The 17,267-nt window shown below is 66.9% G+C and carries 15 protein-coding genes and 1 pseudogene; 9 read left to right on the top strand and 7 right to left on the bottom strand.

Going from position 1 to position 17,267, the window contains the following annotated elements; translation table 11 throughout:
* Positions 1–34: 34 nt before the first annotated feature.
* The 7 genes from ACSQ9I_RS21770 to ACSQ9I_RS21800 are packed head-to-tail and all read left to right on the top strand — an operon-like array spanning position 35 to position 9,969.
* Entirely contained in the window at positions 35–1,510 is a 1,476-nt protein-coding gene (locus ACSQ9I_RS21770) for a benzaldehyde dehydrogenase (protein WP_436314425.1), read from the top strand.
* A 33-nt stretch (positions 1,511–1,543) separates the two neighbouring features.
* Positions 1,544–2,311, top strand: coding sequence for a coniferyl-alcohol dehydrogenase (locus ACSQ9I_RS21775; protein WP_436304930.1), 768 nt, complete (start codon positions 1,544–1,546; stop codon positions 2,309–2,311).
* Between the two features lie 40 nt (positions 2,312–2,351).
* On the top strand, positions 2,352–4,040 hold the full coding sequence (locus ACSQ9I_RS21780; RefSeq protein WP_436314426.1) for a DUF1302 domain-containing protein: 1,689 nt from the start codon (positions 2,352–2,354) through the stop codon (positions 4,038–4,040).
* A gap of 22 nt (positions 4,041–4,062) precedes the next feature.
* On the top strand, positions 4,063–5,421 hold the full coding sequence (locus ACSQ9I_RS21785; protein ID WP_436314427.1) for a DUF1329 domain-containing protein: 1,359 nt from the start codon (positions 4,063–4,065) through the stop codon (positions 5,419–5,421).
* Positions 5,421–6,509 (top strand): WD40/YVTN/BNR-like repeat-containing protein, encoded by a 1,089-nt coding sequence (locus ACSQ9I_RS21790; RefSeq protein ID WP_436314428.1) that lies wholly within the window; start codon positions 5,421–5,423, stop codon positions 6,507–6,509. Before ACSQ9I_RS21785 ends, ACSQ9I_RS21790 begins: the two co-directional genes overlap by 1 nt.
* A 23-nt stretch (positions 6,510–6,532) precedes the next feature.
* The gene (locus ACSQ9I_RS21795; protein WP_436314429.1) at positions 6,533–8,950 is read left to right on the top strand and encodes an efflux RND transporter permease subunit; all 2,418 of its coding nucleotides are present in this window, start codon (positions 6,533–6,535) and stop codon (positions 8,948–8,950) included.
* A 29-nt stretch (positions 8,951–8,979) separates the two neighbouring features.
* Positions 8,980–9,969 carry an alpha/beta hydrolase gene (locus ACSQ9I_RS21800; protein ID WP_436314430.1) on the top strand — a complete coding sequence of 330 codons (990 nt, stop codon included), beginning with the start codon at positions 8,980–8,982 and terminating at the stop codon, positions 9,967–9,969.
* On the opposite strand, the gene ACSQ9I_RS21805 is transcribed toward ACSQ9I_RS21800, so the two are convergent.
* Genes ACSQ9I_RS21805 through ACSQ9I_RS21820 form a run of 4 tightly spaced genes read right to left on the bottom strand, consistent with a single transcriptional unit; the run spans position 9,870 to position 12,938 of the window.
* A complete protein-coding gene (locus tag ACSQ9I_RS21805) occupies positions 9,870–10,847 on the bottom strand; it encodes an amidohydrolase family protein (protein ID WP_436314431.1) in 978 nt (325 codons plus the stop codon). The genes ACSQ9I_RS21800 and ACSQ9I_RS21805 overlap by 100 nt on opposite strands.
* Position 10,848: 1 nt before the next feature.
* Positions 10,849–11,469: a 2-hydroxychromene-2-carboxylate isomerase gene (locus ACSQ9I_RS21810; RefSeq protein WP_436314432.1), complete on the bottom strand. Its 621-nt coding sequence runs from the start codon at positions 11,467–11,469 to the stop codon at positions 10,849–10,851.
* Positions 11,470–11,471: 2 nt separating this feature from the next.
* Positions 11,472–12,155, bottom strand: a complete 684-nt coding sequence (locus ACSQ9I_RS21815) for a glutathione S-transferase N-terminal domain-containing protein (RefSeq protein ID WP_436314433.1) — start codon at positions 12,153–12,155, stop codon at positions 11,472–11,474.
* A gap of 9 nt (positions 12,156–12,164) precedes the next feature.
* Positions 12,165–12,938: an enoyl-CoA hydratase/isomerase family protein gene (locus ACSQ9I_RS21820; RefSeq protein ID WP_436314434.1), complete on the bottom strand. Its 774-nt coding sequence runs from the start codon at positions 12,936–12,938 to the stop codon at positions 12,165–12,167.
* Between the two features lie 144 nt (positions 12,939–13,082).
* Here ACSQ9I_RS21820 and ACSQ9I_RS21825 point away from each other — a divergent pair, with 144 nt between their 5' ends.
* Both ACSQ9I_RS21825 and ACSQ9I_RS21830 read left to right on the top strand, forming a co-directional pair.
* Complete coding sequence (locus ACSQ9I_RS21825; RefSeq protein ID WP_436314435.1) at positions 13,083–14,075, top strand: GlxA family transcriptional regulator; 993 nt, start codon at positions 13,083–13,085, stop codon at positions 14,073–14,075.
* Positions 14,076–14,187: 112 nt separating this feature from the next.
* Positions 14,188–14,457, top strand: a pseudogene (locus ACSQ9I_RS21830) (nuclear transport factor 2 family protein); the annotation flags it as partial.
* Between the two features lie 46 nt (positions 14,458–14,503).
* On the opposite strand, the gene ACSQ9I_RS21835 reads toward ACSQ9I_RS21830, so the two are convergent.
* Genes ACSQ9I_RS21835 through ACSQ9I_RS21845 form a run of 3 tightly spaced genes read right to left on the bottom strand, consistent with a single transcriptional unit; the run spans position 14,504 to position 17,267 of the window.
* Entirely contained in the window at positions 14,504–15,424 is a 921-nt protein-coding gene (locus tag ACSQ9I_RS21835) for a ribokinase (protein WP_436314436.1), read from the bottom strand.
* 4 nt (positions 15,425–15,428) lie between these two features.
* Complete coding sequence (locus ACSQ9I_RS21840) at positions 15,429–16,346, bottom strand: dihydrodipicolinate synthase family protein (protein WP_436314437.1); 918 nt, start codon at positions 16,344–16,346, stop codon at positions 15,429–15,431.
* Positions 16,347–16,397: 51 nt separating this feature from the next.
* Positions 16,398–17,267 (bottom strand): isocitrate lyase/PEP mutase family protein, encoded by an 870-nt coding sequence (locus tag ACSQ9I_RS21845; RefSeq protein WP_436304939.1) that lies wholly within the window; start codon positions 17,265–17,267, stop codon positions 16,398–16,400.

Consider the following 17,267-nt stretch of genomic DNA (forward strand, 5'->3'; position numbering starts at 1 on the left):
CCAGCCGATCAACTTTTTTCGCAAGGGGTGAGTCATGGGTGTTTCGGAGAAGCCGGCGTTCCTGGACGCGGCGGCCTGGACCGGCAAGGTGTTCAACGGCGGGTGGGTCGCATCCGCAGGCGGTGTGCGCGACGTCGTCGAGCCGGCCACGGGCAAGGTGATGGCGGCCGTCGGCATCGCCGACGCGCAGGACGTGGGGCTGGCCACGGCCGCCGCGGCGCAAGCGCAGAAAAGCTGGACGCAGGTTGCGCCGCGTGAGAAGGCCGCGGTGTTCCAACGGGCCGCGGCGTTGTTCCAGCAGCACTTCGACGAGCTGGCGCTCTATGTCGCCCGAGAGAGCGGCGCCATCCTGCCCAAAGGACAGCATGAGGTGCGCGAGGCCATTACCCTGTGCCATCTGGCGGCGGCCATGCCCCTGCAGGCGCAGGGGCAGATCCTGCCGAGCGCGAGCGGCACCACCAGCCTGGCGCGGCGCGTGCCGCGTGGCGTGGTGGGCGTGATCTCGCCCTTCAACTTTCCGCTCATCCTCACCATTCGCGCCGTGGCGCCGGCCCTCGCGGCCGGTAACGGCGTGGTGATCAAGCCCGACTCGCGCACGCCGGTGAGCGGCGGCTTCATGATCGCCCGCGTGTTCGAAGCGGCAGGCCTGCCCTCCGGCCTGCTGCAGGTGCTGCCCGGTGACGCCGCCGCCGGTGAAGCCCTGGTGACCGATGCGCACGTGCCGATGATCGCTTTCACCGGCTCGCCCGCCGTGGGCCGGCGCATCGGCGAACTGGCGGGGCGTCATCTGAAGAAGGTCACGCTGGAGCTGGGCGGCGCCAACTCGCTGATCATCCTGGAAGACGCCGACCTCGACGTGGCCGCGAGCAATGCGGCCTGGGGTGCCTACCTGCACCAGGGGCAGATCTGCATGGCGACCAATCGCATCATCGTGCACGAGAGCGTCGCCGCCGCCTTGACGCAGCGGCTGGTCGCGAAGGCCCAGCACCTGCCGATGGGCGACGGCGCCAGCGGCCAGGTGGCCCTGGGGCCGTTGATCGACGCCAGGCAGCGCGACCGCGTGCACGCCATCGTGCAGGACAGCATCGCGGCCGGCGCGCAGTTGCTGGCCGGCGGCAGCAGCGACGGCCTGTTCTACAAACCCACGGTGCTGGCGGGCGTGAAGGCCGGCATGCGCGCGTACGACGAAGAAGTGTTCGGCCCCGTCGCCAACATCATCACCTTCAAGACCGACGACGAGGCCGTGGCCCTGGCCAACAACCACCAGGGCAGCCTGGCCTCGGCGGTGATCTCGCCCTCGATCGGACGGGCCATGGCGATTGCCGCGCAGTTGAACTCCGGCATGGTCCACATCAACGACCAGACCGTCAACGACGAGTGCGTCAACCCCTTCGGCGGCCCTGGCATCGCCGGCAACGGCAGCAGCGTGGGCGGCCCGGCCGACTGGGAGGAATACACCCAGTGGCAGTGGCTGACCATCAAGCAGGCGCCGCATCCCTATCCGTTCTGAGTGTTATCGACTGAACCCCCGAGGAGACATTTCATGCAGCTTCAAGGAAAAACCATCGTCGTCACCGGCGTGTCGTCGGGCATTGGCGCCGAGGTGGTACGCGTCGCGCGCTTTGCCGGCGCCCGCGTCATCGGCATGGACCGCAACGACCCCAGCCTCACGCTCGACGGCTTCGTCAAGGCCGACTTGAGTTCTGTCGCCGCCATCGATGCGGCTGTGGCGCAATTGCCCGACCGCTTCGACGCGCTGTGCAACATCGCCGGTGTGCCCGGCACGGCGCCAGTCGAGCTGGTCGCCGACATCAACTACCTGGGGCTGCGCCATCTGACTGAACAGGCGCTGCCACGCATCCCGCGTGGTGGTTCCATCGTCAACGTGGCCTCCATCCTCGGCGCCGAATGGCCGCAGCGATTGGAGCCGCACAAGGCCCTCGCCGCCGCGCAAGGCTTCGAGGCCGGCGCCCATTGGCTGCGCGACCACCCCGTGCCGCAGGAGACCTGCTACCAGTACTTCAAGGAAGCGCTGATCGTCTGGAGCGCCACGCAGTCGCAGAAATGGTTTCTGGAACACGGCGTGCGCATGAACTGCGTCGCGCCCGGTCCGGTGTTCACGCCGATCCTGGGCGACTTCGTGAGCATGCTCGGCCAGGAGCGGGTGCAGGCCGATGCGCACCGCATGCTGCGCCCCGGCTTCGCCGACGAGATCGCGCCGGTGATCGCGTGGCTGTGCTGCGACCAAGCGCGCTGGATCAGCGGCGCCAACATCCCGGTCGACGGCGGACTGGCATCGACCTACATCTGAGCCGCAATCCACACAACAAATAGAGAGACGAGGAGACACGATGACATCTGCATTCATTCCCTTCCGCCCGCGAGCGCTGGTCCTGGCAGGCTCCCTGGCTTGCGCCTTGCCGGCGCTGTCGATGGAACTGGAGTCCAGCGACCCCGACGCCAAGATCCGGCTGGACTTCACGCCCAAGTACAGCCTGGCATCTCGGCTGAAGGAGCCTTCGGCCGTGCTGACCTCGCCCGCGGCGCGGGGCGACGGCGGCGTGACCAACGAGAACGATGGCGACGCCAACTTCAGGAAAGGCGTGGTCTCCAACCGCTTCGATCTGCTGACCGAGTTCGACTTCAACCACCGCAACTGGGGCGTGCGCCTGAGTCACGCGGCCTGGTACGACTCCAAGTACCTGGGCACCAACGCCAACGACGGCTCGCTGGGCGTGAGCAACCAGCTGGGCCAGGCGGCCAACGAGTTCATTCCCGCTACGCGAAGCCAGCACGGCCGGGGCCAACAGTTCCTCGATGCATTCGTCTATGCCAAGGGATCGCTCGGCGACATGCCCGCCTCCATTCGCGTGGGCAAGCACGCGCTGCAATACGGCGAGAGCCTGTTCTTCGGCCAGAACGGCATTGCAGCGGCGCAAGGGCCGGTGGACATCGCCAAGATTGCCTCGGTGCCCAACTGGCAGTTCAAGGAAGTGCTGCTGCCGGTGGAGCAGATCTCCGGCACGCTGCAGGTGGCCGAAGGCGTGACGCTGGGCGGCTACTACCAGCTCAAGTGGCGGCCCAGCAAGATCCCCGGGGTCGGCAGCTACTTCTCCAATCAGGACTACATCGGCGGCGGCCGCGTGTACTTCGGCCCGCCGCTGCCGCCGGTGCTGGTCACCGACGACAGCAAGAACCAAACGCCCGGCAACAACGGCCAGTTCGGCGCGCAGTTGCGCTGGTCGCCGACCGGCAGTGCCTTCGAGTACGGCTTCTATGCGGCGCGCTACAACGACAAGACGCCGGCCGTGCCGGTGTTCGACCTGATCAACGGCAACGCGCACACGGTTTACGCCAAGGGCATCAAGACCGTGGGCGCCAGCGTCACGTCGTCGATCGGCCAGCTGAACTGGGCGCTCGAAGGCTCGATGCGCGCCGACGCGCCGCTCACCAGCGACCCGGCCGTGCTGGGCGGCGCGCCCTTCATGCCGCCGGTCAATTGCGATGGTACGGCGGCGAACCCGTGCTATGCCATCGGCAAGACGGCCCACCTGAACCTGTCGGGCATTTACGTGCTGAAGAAGTCCGGCCTGTGGGACGGCGGCGTGGTGCTGGCCGAGCTGGCGTGGAACCGCGTGATGAGCGTCACCAAGAACCCGGCCACGACCGGCTTCGGCGGGCTGGACCCCAACACCACGCGTTCGGCCGCCGCCTTCCGCATGATCTTCGAGCCGCAGTACTTCCAGGTGCTGCCCGGCCTGGACCTGTCGATCCCGATGGGCCTGGGCTACAACTTCGGCGGCCGCTCCTCGGCGATCTTCAACTTCGCGGGCGGCGCCACCAATGCGGGCGATGTGACCCTCGGCATCAAGGGCAAGTACCAGAACACCTGGAACATCGGCCTGAGCTACACCGCCTTCTTCGGCAGCGAGAACACCTTCACGGTCGCCGACGCGCGCACGCCCACGCGCATGTTGTCCTATGGCCAGACGCTGAAGGACCGCAACTACCTGTCGTTCACCGTCTCCCGCACTTTCTGAAAAAAACTCATCGAGACACACCATGATGCACATCGCAAAACAATCATTGCTGCTGGCCGCCTTGCTGGCATCCGCCGCTTCGGCGCAGGCCGCCGTCAGCGCGGATGAGGCCGCAAAGCTCAAGTCCACGCTGACCCCGGTAGGCGCGGAGAAGGCCGGCAACAAGGCCGGCACCATCCCCGCCTGGGACGGCGGCCTGGCCAAGGCGCCACCCGGCTACAAGAACGGCGACGTGCGGCCCGACCCATTCGCGGGCGAGAAGCCCGTGCTGTCGATCAACGCCAAGAACATGGCGCAGTACGCCGACAAGTTGACCGACGGCGTGCAGGCGCTGATGAAGAAGTACCCCGACTTCCGCATCGACGTCTATCCCACGCATCGCACCGCGGCGGCTCCGCAATCGGTGTACGACAACACCTTCAAGAACGCGACGCATGCCAAGACGGTGGATGGAGGCCACGGCGTGGAGGGCGCCTGGGGCGGCATTCCGTTCCCCGTTCCGAAGGACGGCTACGAGGCGATCTGGAACCACCGCCTGGCGTGGAAGGGCGGCAACTACGCCATGCCCGTTCGCGTGTGGGTGGTGACGTCCGACGGTCGGCGTGCAATGGCTTCGGGCGGTGTGCAGACGGTGCGCCGAGCCTATTACGACAAGGACGGCAGCGCCGAGAAGTTCGACGGCTACTACCAGTTCGGCAAGTTCCTCGTGACCGAGCCCGGCTCCAAGGCCGGCGAGGCCATCCTGGCGCACGACGGCATGAGCGAGTCGGTGCCGCGCGGCCTGTGGCAATACCTGGTGGGCCAGCGCCGCGTGCGCAAGGCGCCCTCGGTCGCCTACGACACGCCCGACTCGGTGACCTCGGGCATCGGCCTGTTCGACGAGGCCTTCAACCTGTTCGGCCCGATCGACAAGCACGAGCTGAAACTGGTAGGCAAGAAGGAGATCTACATCCCCTACAACAACAACCGCGCGGCCGCCGCCAAGGTGGACGAGCTGGTCACGCCCAATACGCTCAACCCGGCGCAGGTGCGCTGGGAGCTGCACCGCGTGTGGGAAGTGGAGGCCACGCTGGCTGCGGGCAAGCGCCACGTCGTGCCCAAGCGCAAGTACTACATCGACGAAGACTCCTGGCAGATCGTGCTGTTCGACGGCTGGGACGCCAACGGCCAGTTGTGGCGCACCAACTATTCGCTGATGCTCACCGCGCCGGACATCCCGGCGGTGACCAGCTTCGTGCTGTGGGGCGGCTATGACATGCAGACCGGCGCCTATTACCTGAACATGGCCTCCAACGAGCTGCGCAAGCAGTACGAGCTGTTGCCGCCGATTCCGCGCACATTCTTCAGCCCGGAAGCCCTGGCCAACGAGGGCGGACGCTGATGGCCGATGCGGCACCCATCGGGCTGACACGGCGCGCGGCCGTGGTGGGGCTGGCCGGTTGTGCGGTGCCCGCGCTGCTGCCGATGCGCGCCCGTGCCGCACCGGCCGCGCCCGCGGTGCTGTCGTTGCCGGCGGTGGTCACACCCAAGGCGCTGGGCGCCGCCATGCTGGCAGTGGGCCGTGCAGGCACGCGCCTGGTGGCGGTGGGCGAACGCGGCACGGTGCTGCTGTCGGACGACCACGGCGCGCGCTGGGCACAGGCCCGGGTGCCGCTGCAGGCCACGCTCACCAGCGTGTGCTTCGTCAATGAGCGCACCGGCTGGGCGGCGGGCCACCTGGGCACCATCCTGCGCAGCGATGACGGCGGGCAGAGCTGGCACAAGCAACTCGATGGCATGGCCGCGGCGGCCCTGGTCGCCGCGGCGGCGCAGCGCACGGGCGACGCTACCGCGATCAGGCATGCGCAGCAGCTGGTGACGGAGGGCGCGGACAAGCCCTTCTTCGACCTGGAATTCACCGACGCGGAGCGCGGTTTCGCCACCGGCGCGTACGGCCTGATGTTCGCCACGGCGGACGGCGGCCAGAGTTGGGAGCCCTGGCTCGGGCGGCTGCCCAACCCCAAGAGCCTGCACCTGTACGGCGTGCGCGCGGCCGGCGGCACGCTGGTGGTGGCGGGCGAGCAGGGCCTGCTGCTGCGCTCCGTCGATGGCGGCGCCACCTTCGCGCCACTGCCTTCGCCCTACAAGGGCAGCTTCTTCGGCCTGCTGCGCACGCGTGGAGGTGCGCTGGTGGCCTACGGCCTGCGCGGTTCGGCCTTTCGCTCCAGCGACGATGGCGCGCACTGGGACAAGCTGGACAGCACCACGCCCATGACCGTGGGCGCGGGCACGGCCTTGCCGGGCGGCGGCTTCGCGCTGGTGACGCAGGCCGGCGATTTGCTGCTGGCGCGCCAGGACACGGCCGCGCTGCGCCGCATCCCCTCGCGCGAGCCCGTGCCCGTGGCCGGTATCGCCGTGGCCGCCGACGGCGCCCTGGTGCTGGCCAGCCTGCGCGGCATGCGCCGGCTGCCCGCGCCGCCGCTCGACTGAAAAAAGAACCGCTTTAACGCCTCATGCATACCGACTCTCCCTCCAGCGCGCAGGCCGTCGTGGCGCGCATCGAAGACTTCGACGCGCGCTCCGGCTCGGCCGTCGAACGCGCCTTGTTCAATCACCGCCCTTGGGTGCTGGCCCTGTGCCTGTTGCTCACCGTGGCGCTGGGCTGGCAGGCGCTCAAGCTGCAGCTCAATGCCAGCTTCGAAAAGACGCTGCCCACTGGCCACCCCTACATCGTCAACTACCTGGCCCACAAGGGCGACCTGGGCGGCCAGGCCAATGCGATGCGCGTGGTCGTGCAGGCCCGCCAGGGCACCATCTTCGACAAGGTCTACCTCGACACGCTGCAGAAGATCAGCGACGAGATCTTCCTGATGCCAGGCGTGGACCGGCCCTTCATGAAGTCGCTGTGGACTTCCAACACGCGCTGGGTGGCGGTGACCGAAGAGGGGCTGGATGGCGGACCGGTGATTCCCAACGCCTACGACGGCTCGCCCGCGAGCCTGGCCGAGCTGCGCGCCAACGTCGAACGCTCGGGCGAGATCGGCCAGCTGGTGGCCGCCGACTTCCAGTCCAGCATCGTGTTCGTGCCGCTGCTGGACCGTCATCCGCAGACCGGCCAGGCGCTCGACTACGGCGAGCTGTCGCGCCGAATCGAAGCGCTGCGCGGCAAATACGGCAACGATGCGCTGCAGATCCGCGTGACCGGGTTCGCCAAGGTGGTGGGCGACCTGATCGAAGGCCTGCATCAGGTGCTGCTGTTCTTCCTGCTGGCGTTGGCGATCTGCAGTGCCGTGCTGTACGGCTACACGCGCTGCGCGCGCAGCACGGCGCTGGTGGTGGCCTGCTCGCTGGTGGCGGTGGTGTGGCAGTTCGGGCTGCTGGCGCTGCTGGGCTACGAGCTCGATCCCTATTCGGTGCTGGTTCCTTTCCTGGTGTTCGCCATCGGCATGAGCCACGGCGCGCAGAAGATGAACGGCATCATGCAGGACGTGGGCCGCGGCACGCATCGGCTGGTGGCGGCACGCTACACCTTCCGGCGTCTGTTCGTGGCCGGCCTCACCGCGCTGCTGTGCGACGCGGTGGGCTTCGCGGTGCTGGTCATCATCCGCATCAAGGTCATCCAGGACCTCGCCTTGATCGCCAGCATCGGCGTGGCCGCGCTGATCTTCACCAATCTCGTGCTGCTGCCGGTGCTGCTGTCCTACCTGGGCGTGAGCCCCAAGGCAGCCGCGCGCAGCTTGCGCCTGGAAACCGCGTCCGATGCGCAGCGCTCGCGCCTGTGGTCGCTGCTGGAGCGCTTCACCACGAGGCGCTGGGCCGTTGGCGCAGTCGCCGTGGGAGGGCTGCTCGCCGCCGCCGGTTTCGCGGTGAGCCTGCACCTGTCCATCGGTGACCTGGATCCGGGTGCGCCCGAGCTGCGGCGCGAGGCGCGCTACAACCTAGACAACGACTACCTGATCGGCCACTATGCCGCCAGCACCGACATCCTCACCGTGATGGCCACCACGCCAGTGGACCAGTGCACGCGTTACGGCACGCTGGCGAAAATGGACGCACTGGCCTGGCGGCTGGAGCAATTGCCAGGCGTGGAGTCCACCAACTCGATGGCGGCGCTGTCCAAGCTGGCAATGGTGGGCTACAACGAGGGCAACCTCAAGTGGTTCGACCTGCTGCCCAACGAGGGCGCGCTGGGCGGCGTTCAGACGCGCGCGCCGCGCGAGCTGTTCAACCAGAACTGCTCGTTCCTGGCGCTGTACGTCTATCTGAAGGACCACAAGGCCGAGACGCTGTCGCGGGTGACGGCCGAAGTCGAGCGCTTTGCCGCCGCCAACAACACGCCCGAGGTCACCTTCAAGCTGGCGGCCGGCAGCGCGGGCATTGCCGCGGCCACCAACATCGTGGTGCACCAGGCGATGCGCGAGATGCTGCTGTGGGTTTACGCCGCCGTGGTGTTGCTGTGCTGGGTGACGTTCCGTTCCTGGCGCGCCGTGGTGGTGTCGGTGCTGCCGCTGGTGCTGACCTCGGTGCTGTGCGAGGCACTGATGGTGGGCCTGGGCATGGGCGTGAAAGTCGCCACGCTGCCGGTGATCGCGCTGGGCGTGGGCATCGGCGTGGACTACGCGCTGTACGTGCTCAGCGTCACGCTGACGCGCATGCGCGAAGGCGCGAGCCTGGCCGACGCCTATGCGCACGCGCTGCGCTTCACCGGCCGGGTGGTCATGCTCACCGGCATCACGCTGGCGCTGGCAGTGGGCACCTGGGCGTTCTCGCCCATCAAGTTCCAGGCCGACATGGGCATCCTGCTGGCTTTCATGTTCGTGTGGAACATGGTCGGCGCGTTGGTGCTGTTGCCCGCGCTGGGCTATTTCCTGTTGCGGCCCGCCGCACCGGTGCTGCGGCCTGCGGCCGAACCGGCATCCGTGCCCGCTTGAGAACCGAGATCAACACCTGGACGATCGCAATGACCCACACCTCCATCCCCACCGTGCTCGACACGGCGCCTCTCGACCCGGCGCTGGCCGGCTTTCTGGCGCAAGCCGCCGCCCAAGGCAACCCGCCGCTCGAGACGCTGCCCCCGCTGGTGGCACGCCAGATCTACCGTGACCTGGCCGCCCAGTTGGGCCTGCAGGCACCCACCATCGCGTCGGCGAACGACTGTGCCATCGACGGACCCTGCAGCCTTTTGATGCTGCGTATCTACCAGCCCGACGCGGAGGGGCCGCTTCCCTTGCTGCTCTACGTGCACGGTGGCGGCTTCGTGATCGGCGACCTCGAAACCCACGACAAGGTTTGCCGCACCCTGTGCCATGACGTGGCCGCCGTGGTGGTGGCGGTGGACTACCGGCTGGCGCCCGAGCATCCCTTTCCAGCGGCGGTGGACGACGTGGCCTGTGCGCTGCGCTGGGTGGCCGCGCACGCGCGCGAGCTCGGCGCCGATCCGTCGCGCATCGCGCTGGCCGGCGACAGCGCGGGCGCGCAGCTCGCCACCGTGGCGGCGCTGCGTGCGGCCGGCGCGATCGCGCCGCGTGCGCTGGGCCTCATTTATCCCGTCGCCCAGCACTACAGCGAACCGAGCCCTTCGATGGTCGAGAACGGCGAGGGCAAGTTCCTCACCACCGGTGTCATGCAATGGTTTGTCGACTGCTACCTCGGCGGGCGCCAAGAGCTGGCGCGGCACTCCGATTTCGCCTTGTTGCACTCGCAGGCACTGGACACGCTGCCGCCCACCTGGCTGGCCACCATGGGCCACGACCCGCTGCGTGACGAAGGCCATGCGCTGGCGCTGCGCATCGCGCAGGCCGGCGTGCCGACCGAGCACCGCCACTACCCCGGTGCCATCCACGCCTGCATTCACTTCACCGCGGTATCGACGCTGGGCACCCAGGTGATGGCCGACCTGGCCGCGTGGTTGCGCTCGCAACTATCGCCCCACTCCCACCCCAACCACTGAAGTGAGACTGTCATGCAAATATCAAGCTTGCAGCTTGAACGCCCGTCGCGCGTGCCTGACAAGAACAAAGGCAGCACTTCATCTCCCAACTGAAGCGCATCGATGCCGGCGAGGCATTCGGCGGGCGTGAGCATGGGGTAGTTCGTGCCGAACAACACCTTGTGCTTGCCCGGACCAGGCATGTACGCGACCAATTCCGGGGGGAAGCGAGACGCCTTGTACGCGGACGTGTCGACATACACGTTCGGGTGCTTCATCATGACCGAGATCATCTCGGCGACCCAAGGGAGCCCAATGTGCCCTCCAACGATGCGCAACTCCGGGAAGTCGTGCGCAACGTTGTCCAGGTACGGGATGGGCCGTCCGGGCTCCGAAGGTCTCATTGGCCCCGCATGACCGACTTGAAGGCAGAACGTGATATCCAACTCGATGCACTCGGCATACAGGGGGTAGTACCTGCGATCGTCCGGCGGCAGCCCCCATAACCAAGGCAAAACGCGGAGGCCTTTGAAGCCCAGTTCCTTCACGCAGCGGCGCAACTCCCGCACCGCAGCCATCGGCTTGCCTATGTCGACGGATGCCACTCCGACGACATATTCGGGATTTGCCCGGACCGCGCGCGCGACCTCGTCGTTCGTGATCATCGGACCACCAGGCCCCCACCAGGCGCTGGCGATAACCTGCGAGACCCCTTGGGAGCGAAATGTGCCCAGCGCCTCTTCGTGAGTCACTCCGGGGTTGTCCTGCGCCAGCATCTTCCACGCAGCAGGCCATCTGCGCAGGGAGTCGAACATGGGATCCAGAAGGTACCCCTCGTTTGGGAACTGCATCCACGCATCGATGATTTCCGGCGGCCGATAAGATTCCTGCGGCAACATTTCAGTTGCCTAGCTTGTTCTCGCGAGAACTCAGGGCGTTGGCTAGAAGATCCAGCCGATCCCCGCCCCAGAACAGCTCACCTCGATAGACAAAGGTAGGGGCGCCGAAAACACCAAGCGCTTCAGCTCGCTGTGTCGCCGCTGCCATGTCGCGCATTGCGCATACCTCCTGATATTCATGCCATTCGCGCGGCTCCAGCCCGGCATGGACAAGTGCTGCTTCTATCTGCGCTGGCGACTCCAGATCGAACTCCCTGCGCCAGAACGCCGCCAGAAGCGGATCACAGAATTCCCACAGACGGCGCTTGCGCTTGGCGAACAACAAGGCCTGGCTTGCGAGCGTCGCATCCCACAGTTTGGTTGTGGAACGGATCGTGAGGCCCTGCCTCTCGGCCAATCGGCGACAGTCCATGTAGAGGTATTTCAGCTTCGCGACATCGCGGCTCGAACGTTGTTCGACTTCGCCGCCGTACGCCGAGCGAAAGTCGGTGATGAACGGCCACCACTCGAAGGCCACCCCGCTTTGCTGCGCCAGGGTCCGCGCGGGCTGCAGCGCCAGGTAGGTGTAGGGACTGCGCAGGTCGACGAACGCATCGACGACCTGCTCGTTGCGGTCGGTCATGATCAGCCAGGCACGCGAAAGAGATTCCGCTTGGCTTCGGCAGATTTGGTGACATCCACCCAGCGGTCTCTCAGCAGGTCCATCGCACGCCCTACCGCCGGCCTGCTGCGCACCCGCCCGTACCACGCCTCGACACGAGGAAATTCGGACAGCGCGATCCCGGTCATCTTGTGAATGCGGATCCAGGGAAAGCAAGCCATGTCGGCAATGGAGTAAGTACCGCAGAGATACTCCCGGCCCTCCAGCCGGTCATCCATGACCTTCAGAAGTCGCCGCGTCTCGTTCTGGTACCTGCTCACCCCATAGGGCACGGACTCCGACGCATAACGAAAGAAGTGCTGGGCCTGGCCCATCATCGGACCCAGTCCGCCAACTTGCCAGAACAGCCACTGGATCACTTCGCTGCGCTGCCGCAGGTCCGAAGGAATGAAGCGGCCTTCCTTTTCCGCCAGGTACAGCAGGATGGCCCCGGTCTCGAAGACCGTGACGGGCTCCCCGCCGTCCAGCGGCGCGTGATCCACGATGGCCGGGATCTTGCCGTTCGGATTGATTGCGCGGTAACTTGCTTCGTGTTGAGCGCCGCCGGTGATGTCGATGGGAATGATCCGGTAGGGAATCCCCAACTCTTCAACCACGATGTGCACCTTGTGCCCATTCGGAGCCGGCCAGCTGTAGAGGTCGATCACTTGGCGCGCCTACCGCTTGCGCATGATCTCTTGGCGCCGGCGATCTTGCGCGCGACGGTTTCCTTCGTCACTCATGCCGGCAGGCAGGCGCTCGTCCAGGCTCACTGTTCGCTCTGCAATCTGCCTCATCACGCCATCCTGCAGCGCCTTCTTGGACATGGCGTAGGCCGTATTGCAGTCAGGCGTGATGCATTTGGCGTAGTCGATCGCCGTCGCAAGCAGTTGGTCGGGCTCCACGACCTCGTGGAAGAACCCGAGGCGCTGCGCCTCTTCGAGCCCATAGAGCTTTCCACGCAGGGTCGCCAGAGCCCCGACCTGATCGCCCAGGGCGTACTTGATGATCTCGACGTAGGCCGCAGGCATCGGGATGCCGATGGGCACTTCGTTCAGCCCGAAGCGTGCCGGCTTTCGCGCGGCGATCCGGAAATCGCAGTCCAGCGCGGTGATCAGCCCGCCGGCGATGGCATGTCCGTTCACCGCCGCGACCGTAGGCCTCGGATACTGGAAGATCCGCAGGTTGATTTCCCGGTATGCCCGATACCAGTCGCGAACCTTCTCCTCGCTTCCGCTGCCAAAAATTTCGAAGCTGTACTGGAAGTCGATACCTGCAGAGAACACATCGCCTTGGCCGGTGAGCACGACCGGCAGATCGCCGAACTCGCGTTCGAGCCGATCGAAGGCTCCGTGCAGGTCGGCAAAGAACTGATCGTTCTGCACGTTGACCTTGTTGGTGTTCATGCGCACGACGGCGCATCCATCCACCACCTCGATATTCCAAGCCATGAACTCTCCTTTGTTGAGCGAGCGGCGGCGGATTGCCGGTCCTGAACGTATCCAGGCCGAACGCCGCTTGCCCCCCACTTTAGGAAACCCGACACCGGGTGTACATTGGCGAAACTGACTACAACTGTGCGACTTCCGACAATCATGCCAAGCGCGGCCATCCTGGCTTTCGATGACTGCTATGCGTCCAGCGTTGGAGGCTTCGCTGACATTCTTCAGATCGCGAACGCGCACTTGAAACGTCAGGACGGTCCCGCCGCTGCGCTCTTCGATTGGCAATTCGTCTCGCCGTCCGGCGCGCCGGCGATGGCAAGCAATGGCCTGTCGCTTCAGACGCAGCAAATCAAGCAGCGGCAGCGATTCGACGTGATCTTCGTCCCGAGCATTCACTACCGGGGGCATCGCGAGTTCGATCGGCTCCTGGAAAGGCAATCGGACGCCTGCGCGTGGCTTGTCGGCCAGTGGCGCGCGGGTTCATGGATAGCAGCCAATTGCACCGGCACGTTCCTTCTTGCGCAAACTGGCTTGCTCGACGGCCGCGCAGCCACGACCACCTGGTGGCTCGAGCGGCAATTCAGGGCCAAGTTCCCGAATGTGGACCTGCAACTGCGTCCGGTCCTGACCGAGGCTGACCGGCTGATCTGCGCGGGCGCCTCGGCCTCCTACCTGCTGCAGGCGATCCATGTGGTTGAGCGATTCTTCGGACCAGCCATGGCTTCGCGATGCGCAAAAAGCATGTTGATCGACGTGAGCCAGACGAGTCAGATTCCCTACATTCCCCTCCTGGTTCAGCGAAGCCATTCCGACTCGCTCGTACACCGCGCCCAACAATGGCTGCAGAGCAACATGGACAGAGATCTGCGAATCTCGGACCTGGCGGAGGCGCTCGGAATCAGCGACAGGACGCTGATCCGACGGTTCAGATCGGCACTCGATCAGACTCCGCTCGCGTACCTGCAGGATCTTCGCCTCGAATCCGCGCGCGCGTTGCTTGAAACCAGCGCCCTCAACGTGGAGGATGTCGCCGGCCAGGTCGGGTACGGCGACACAAGTTCGTTCTCCAGGCTTTTCAAGCAGCGCATCGGCATGAGCCCGGGCGCTTATAGAGACCGCTTCCAGCCGGATCCAGGGCATTGAACTGCCGACCCTCACGAGTGGGAAATCTCGAGTCAGGGACGGATGTCCTGACCTCTCGTTCATCTGTTGTTCATGCTCCGGCGCGTGCTGCAACGCTAAAGTCGCCGCATGTTCCGTTTCGAACCAGCCGCGCACGAATCCGGCGGAGATCCGCGATTACTTCGTCAAGTTCCTGAAGGGCGCGCCTGAGGGCAAGGTCGACCACCGCATCATCAAGATCGGCTGCAACGTGGCGCAAGACGTCGGCACCTATACCTTCAAGTTCAAGGACGGCAAGAGCGTGCATGCCCGCTACACATACGTCTACGAGTGGCAGAACGGCCAATGGCTGATCGCTCACCACCACTCTTCGGCAATGCCCGAAGTGATCGCGCGCAAGTAGGCAGCCCTTCGATCACTCGGCAATCCCGGTTCGCGCGCATACGCTTCTACGCAGTGCGCCTGGCCAGCAGTGCGTCCGATTCGTGTCGCCGAGGCATGCCATCGATCGCTCCACGGCCACTTGCCGATAGCGCCGCCGCAGCGTTGGCAAGGCGCATCGCCGAGGGCAGCAGCTCGCCGCGCGCCAGCGCGGCGGCCAATGCCCCGGTGAAGGTGTCGCCCGCGCCGATGGTGTCCATCACCGGCACGCGATGCCCGGGCTCCTGCTGCGGGGACTCACCACGCCGATAGAGACGGCAGCCCGCGCCGCCGAGCGTGACCACGATGGCGCCCACGCCGCGTGCCAGCAGCAGCGCCGCCGCCTCGTCAACGGAGGCCGCGGCCGGACCGGCCAGCGCGATCAGTTCGCCTTCATTGGGCGTGAGCACGTCGACCAGCGGCAGCAGTTCGTCGGGCAAGGGCATGGCCGGCGCCGGATTGAGCAGCGTCAGCGCACCGAGGCTGCGCGCCTGCCGGAAGGCCTGGAGCGTGCAGCCGAGCGGCACCTCGCACGAGGCCATCACCACCCGGCAGACCGCCATGGTGGCGGCCGCGGCCCGTGCATGCGCCGCGCCGAGGCCGGCACTGGCGCCGCGGAACACGGCGATGGCGTTGTCGCCGTCGTCGAACACATGGATCTGCGCGACACCACTGCGCTCGCCGGCGGCGCGCTCCACGTGACGCACGTCGATGCCTTCGGCCTGCCACAGCTCGATCGCCATGCGGCCGAAATCGTCGTCGCCGATGCGGGCCACGACGGCCACGGCAGCGCCCTGGCGCGCCGCCGCGACCGCGGCGTTCGAGCCCTTGCCGCCGGGGCTGATCTCGAAGCTGTCCGCCATCAGCGTCTCGCCGCGCGCCAGCGGCCGCGGGATGCGCGACACGAGGTCGGCATTCCAGCTCGCGATGCAGACTACCGTGGCAGCCATGCGCTCAGTCCCGGTCGCGGTCGATGCCGAAGGCGCGCAGCTGCGCCGCCAGCCGCTCGTATTCGGCCGCGTCCAGCGCCACCAGCGGCGCACGCACGCGCATCCAGCCCGGCGCATCGCCCTGCAGCGCCATCACACCCTTGAAGGCCGCCGTCAGGCCGTAGCCGCCGAGGATCTGGAGCAGCGCGAGCACGCGCTGCTGATCGGCGGCCGGCTCGCCGGAGCCCTTCACCAGGCGTTGCACGAGGCGCGGCATGACGTTGGCGATGCCGCTGACGGCGCCGACGCTGCCGCGTGCGGCCAGGGTCTGGAGATCGGGCTCGTTGCCCACCCACACCTGCATCGGCGGCATGAACGCCTCGGCGTAGGCCAGCGAATCCTCGCGCCGGCAGCCGCTGTCCTTGAGACCCACGATCGTGTCCGGGTACAGCGTCTTCAGCGTGCGGATCACGTGGTGGCTCAACCCCACGCCCGATACTTGCGGGATGTGATAGAGCACGATGCGCAGCCGTGCATCGCCGACGCCGTCGATGATCCACCGGTAGGCGTCGATCACGCCCTGGTCGGACACGCCCTTCAGAAAGAAGGGCGGCAGCAGCAGGCAGCCGTAGGCACCCAGCTCGACCGCGTGCCGGGTCAGCGCCAGCGCATCCGGCAGTGCGGCGCAGCTGGTGGAGACCAGGATGCGCCCCGCCGGTACGCCCCGCGCCACCAGGCCAGCCAATGCATCCATGCGCTCGGCCACGCTGAAGGAAGGCCCTTCGCCGGTGGTGCCGAAGGGCGTGACGCCGGTGCAGCCGGCGTCGATCAGGCGCAGCGCGTGCGAGGCGAAGCGCGGAATGTCGATGTCGAGCTTCGCATCGAGCGGGGTCAGCAGCGCGGGCCAGATGCCGGCATAGGGAATGGGAGAGGAGGTGTTCAAGGTCGGGACTTTCGCAAATGGGAAGAGACAAGGCCAGGGAAGAAATGCGTTTCAGCCATCGGCACCGAACTGCTCGTCGAGCCGCTGGTGGGCCGCGAGGCCGACGATGCGGGTGAAGTCGGCATAGGCCAGCGAGGGAACATCGCGCGGCGTGCCGTCCTGCCGCAGGCGGGCCAGCGCCTGCTCGACGGCCAGCGCCGCGCTGAAGAGCGCGGTCACGGCGTACAGCACCACGGCAAAGCCCATGGCCTGCAGATCGGACGCGCTCAGCGCAGTGGTCTCGTTGCCGTCGACGATGGAGACGATCTTCGGCCCGGGCAGCTGCCGCGCCACGGCCTCCACCTCGGCGATCTTCTTGATGCCGTCGACGAAGACCAGATCGACGCCGGCGTCCTGCCAGCGCCGGGCGCGCGCCAGCGCTTCGTCGATGCCGGCGGCGGGCAGCGCATCGGTGCGCCCGATGATCAGCATGGGATCGCTGCCGCGTGCAGCGACCGCGCAGCGCAGCCGACGCTCGTTCTCGCGCGCATCGATCAGGCGGATGCCGGCCATCTGGCCGCAGCGCTTCGGCGCCACCTGGTCCTCGAGGTGGATGGCGGCCACGCCGGACTGGACGTACTCGCGCACCGTGCGCTCGATGTTCGACGGGCCGCCGTAACCGGTGTCGGCGTCGGCGATCACCGGCACGCCGACGGCGCGCACCATGTCGCGCGCGTGGCCGGTCATTTCGGTCTGGGTCAAGAGGCCGATGTCGGGCTGGCCCAGCCGCGACGCGGTGGCGCCGAAGCCGGTCATGTAGATGGCCGGGAAGCCGGCGCGCTCGATCTGCCGCGCGCTCAGCGCGTCGTAGGCGCCGGGCGCCTGGACGATGGAGCCGCCGGCAAGCAGCGCCTTGAGGGACAGTGCGGGATGTGGGGTCAT

The organism is Variovorax sp. LjRoot84 (assembly GCF_964254305.1).
Lineage (GTDB): Bacteria > Pseudomonadota > Gammaproteobacteria > Burkholderiales > Burkholderiaceae_C > Variovorax.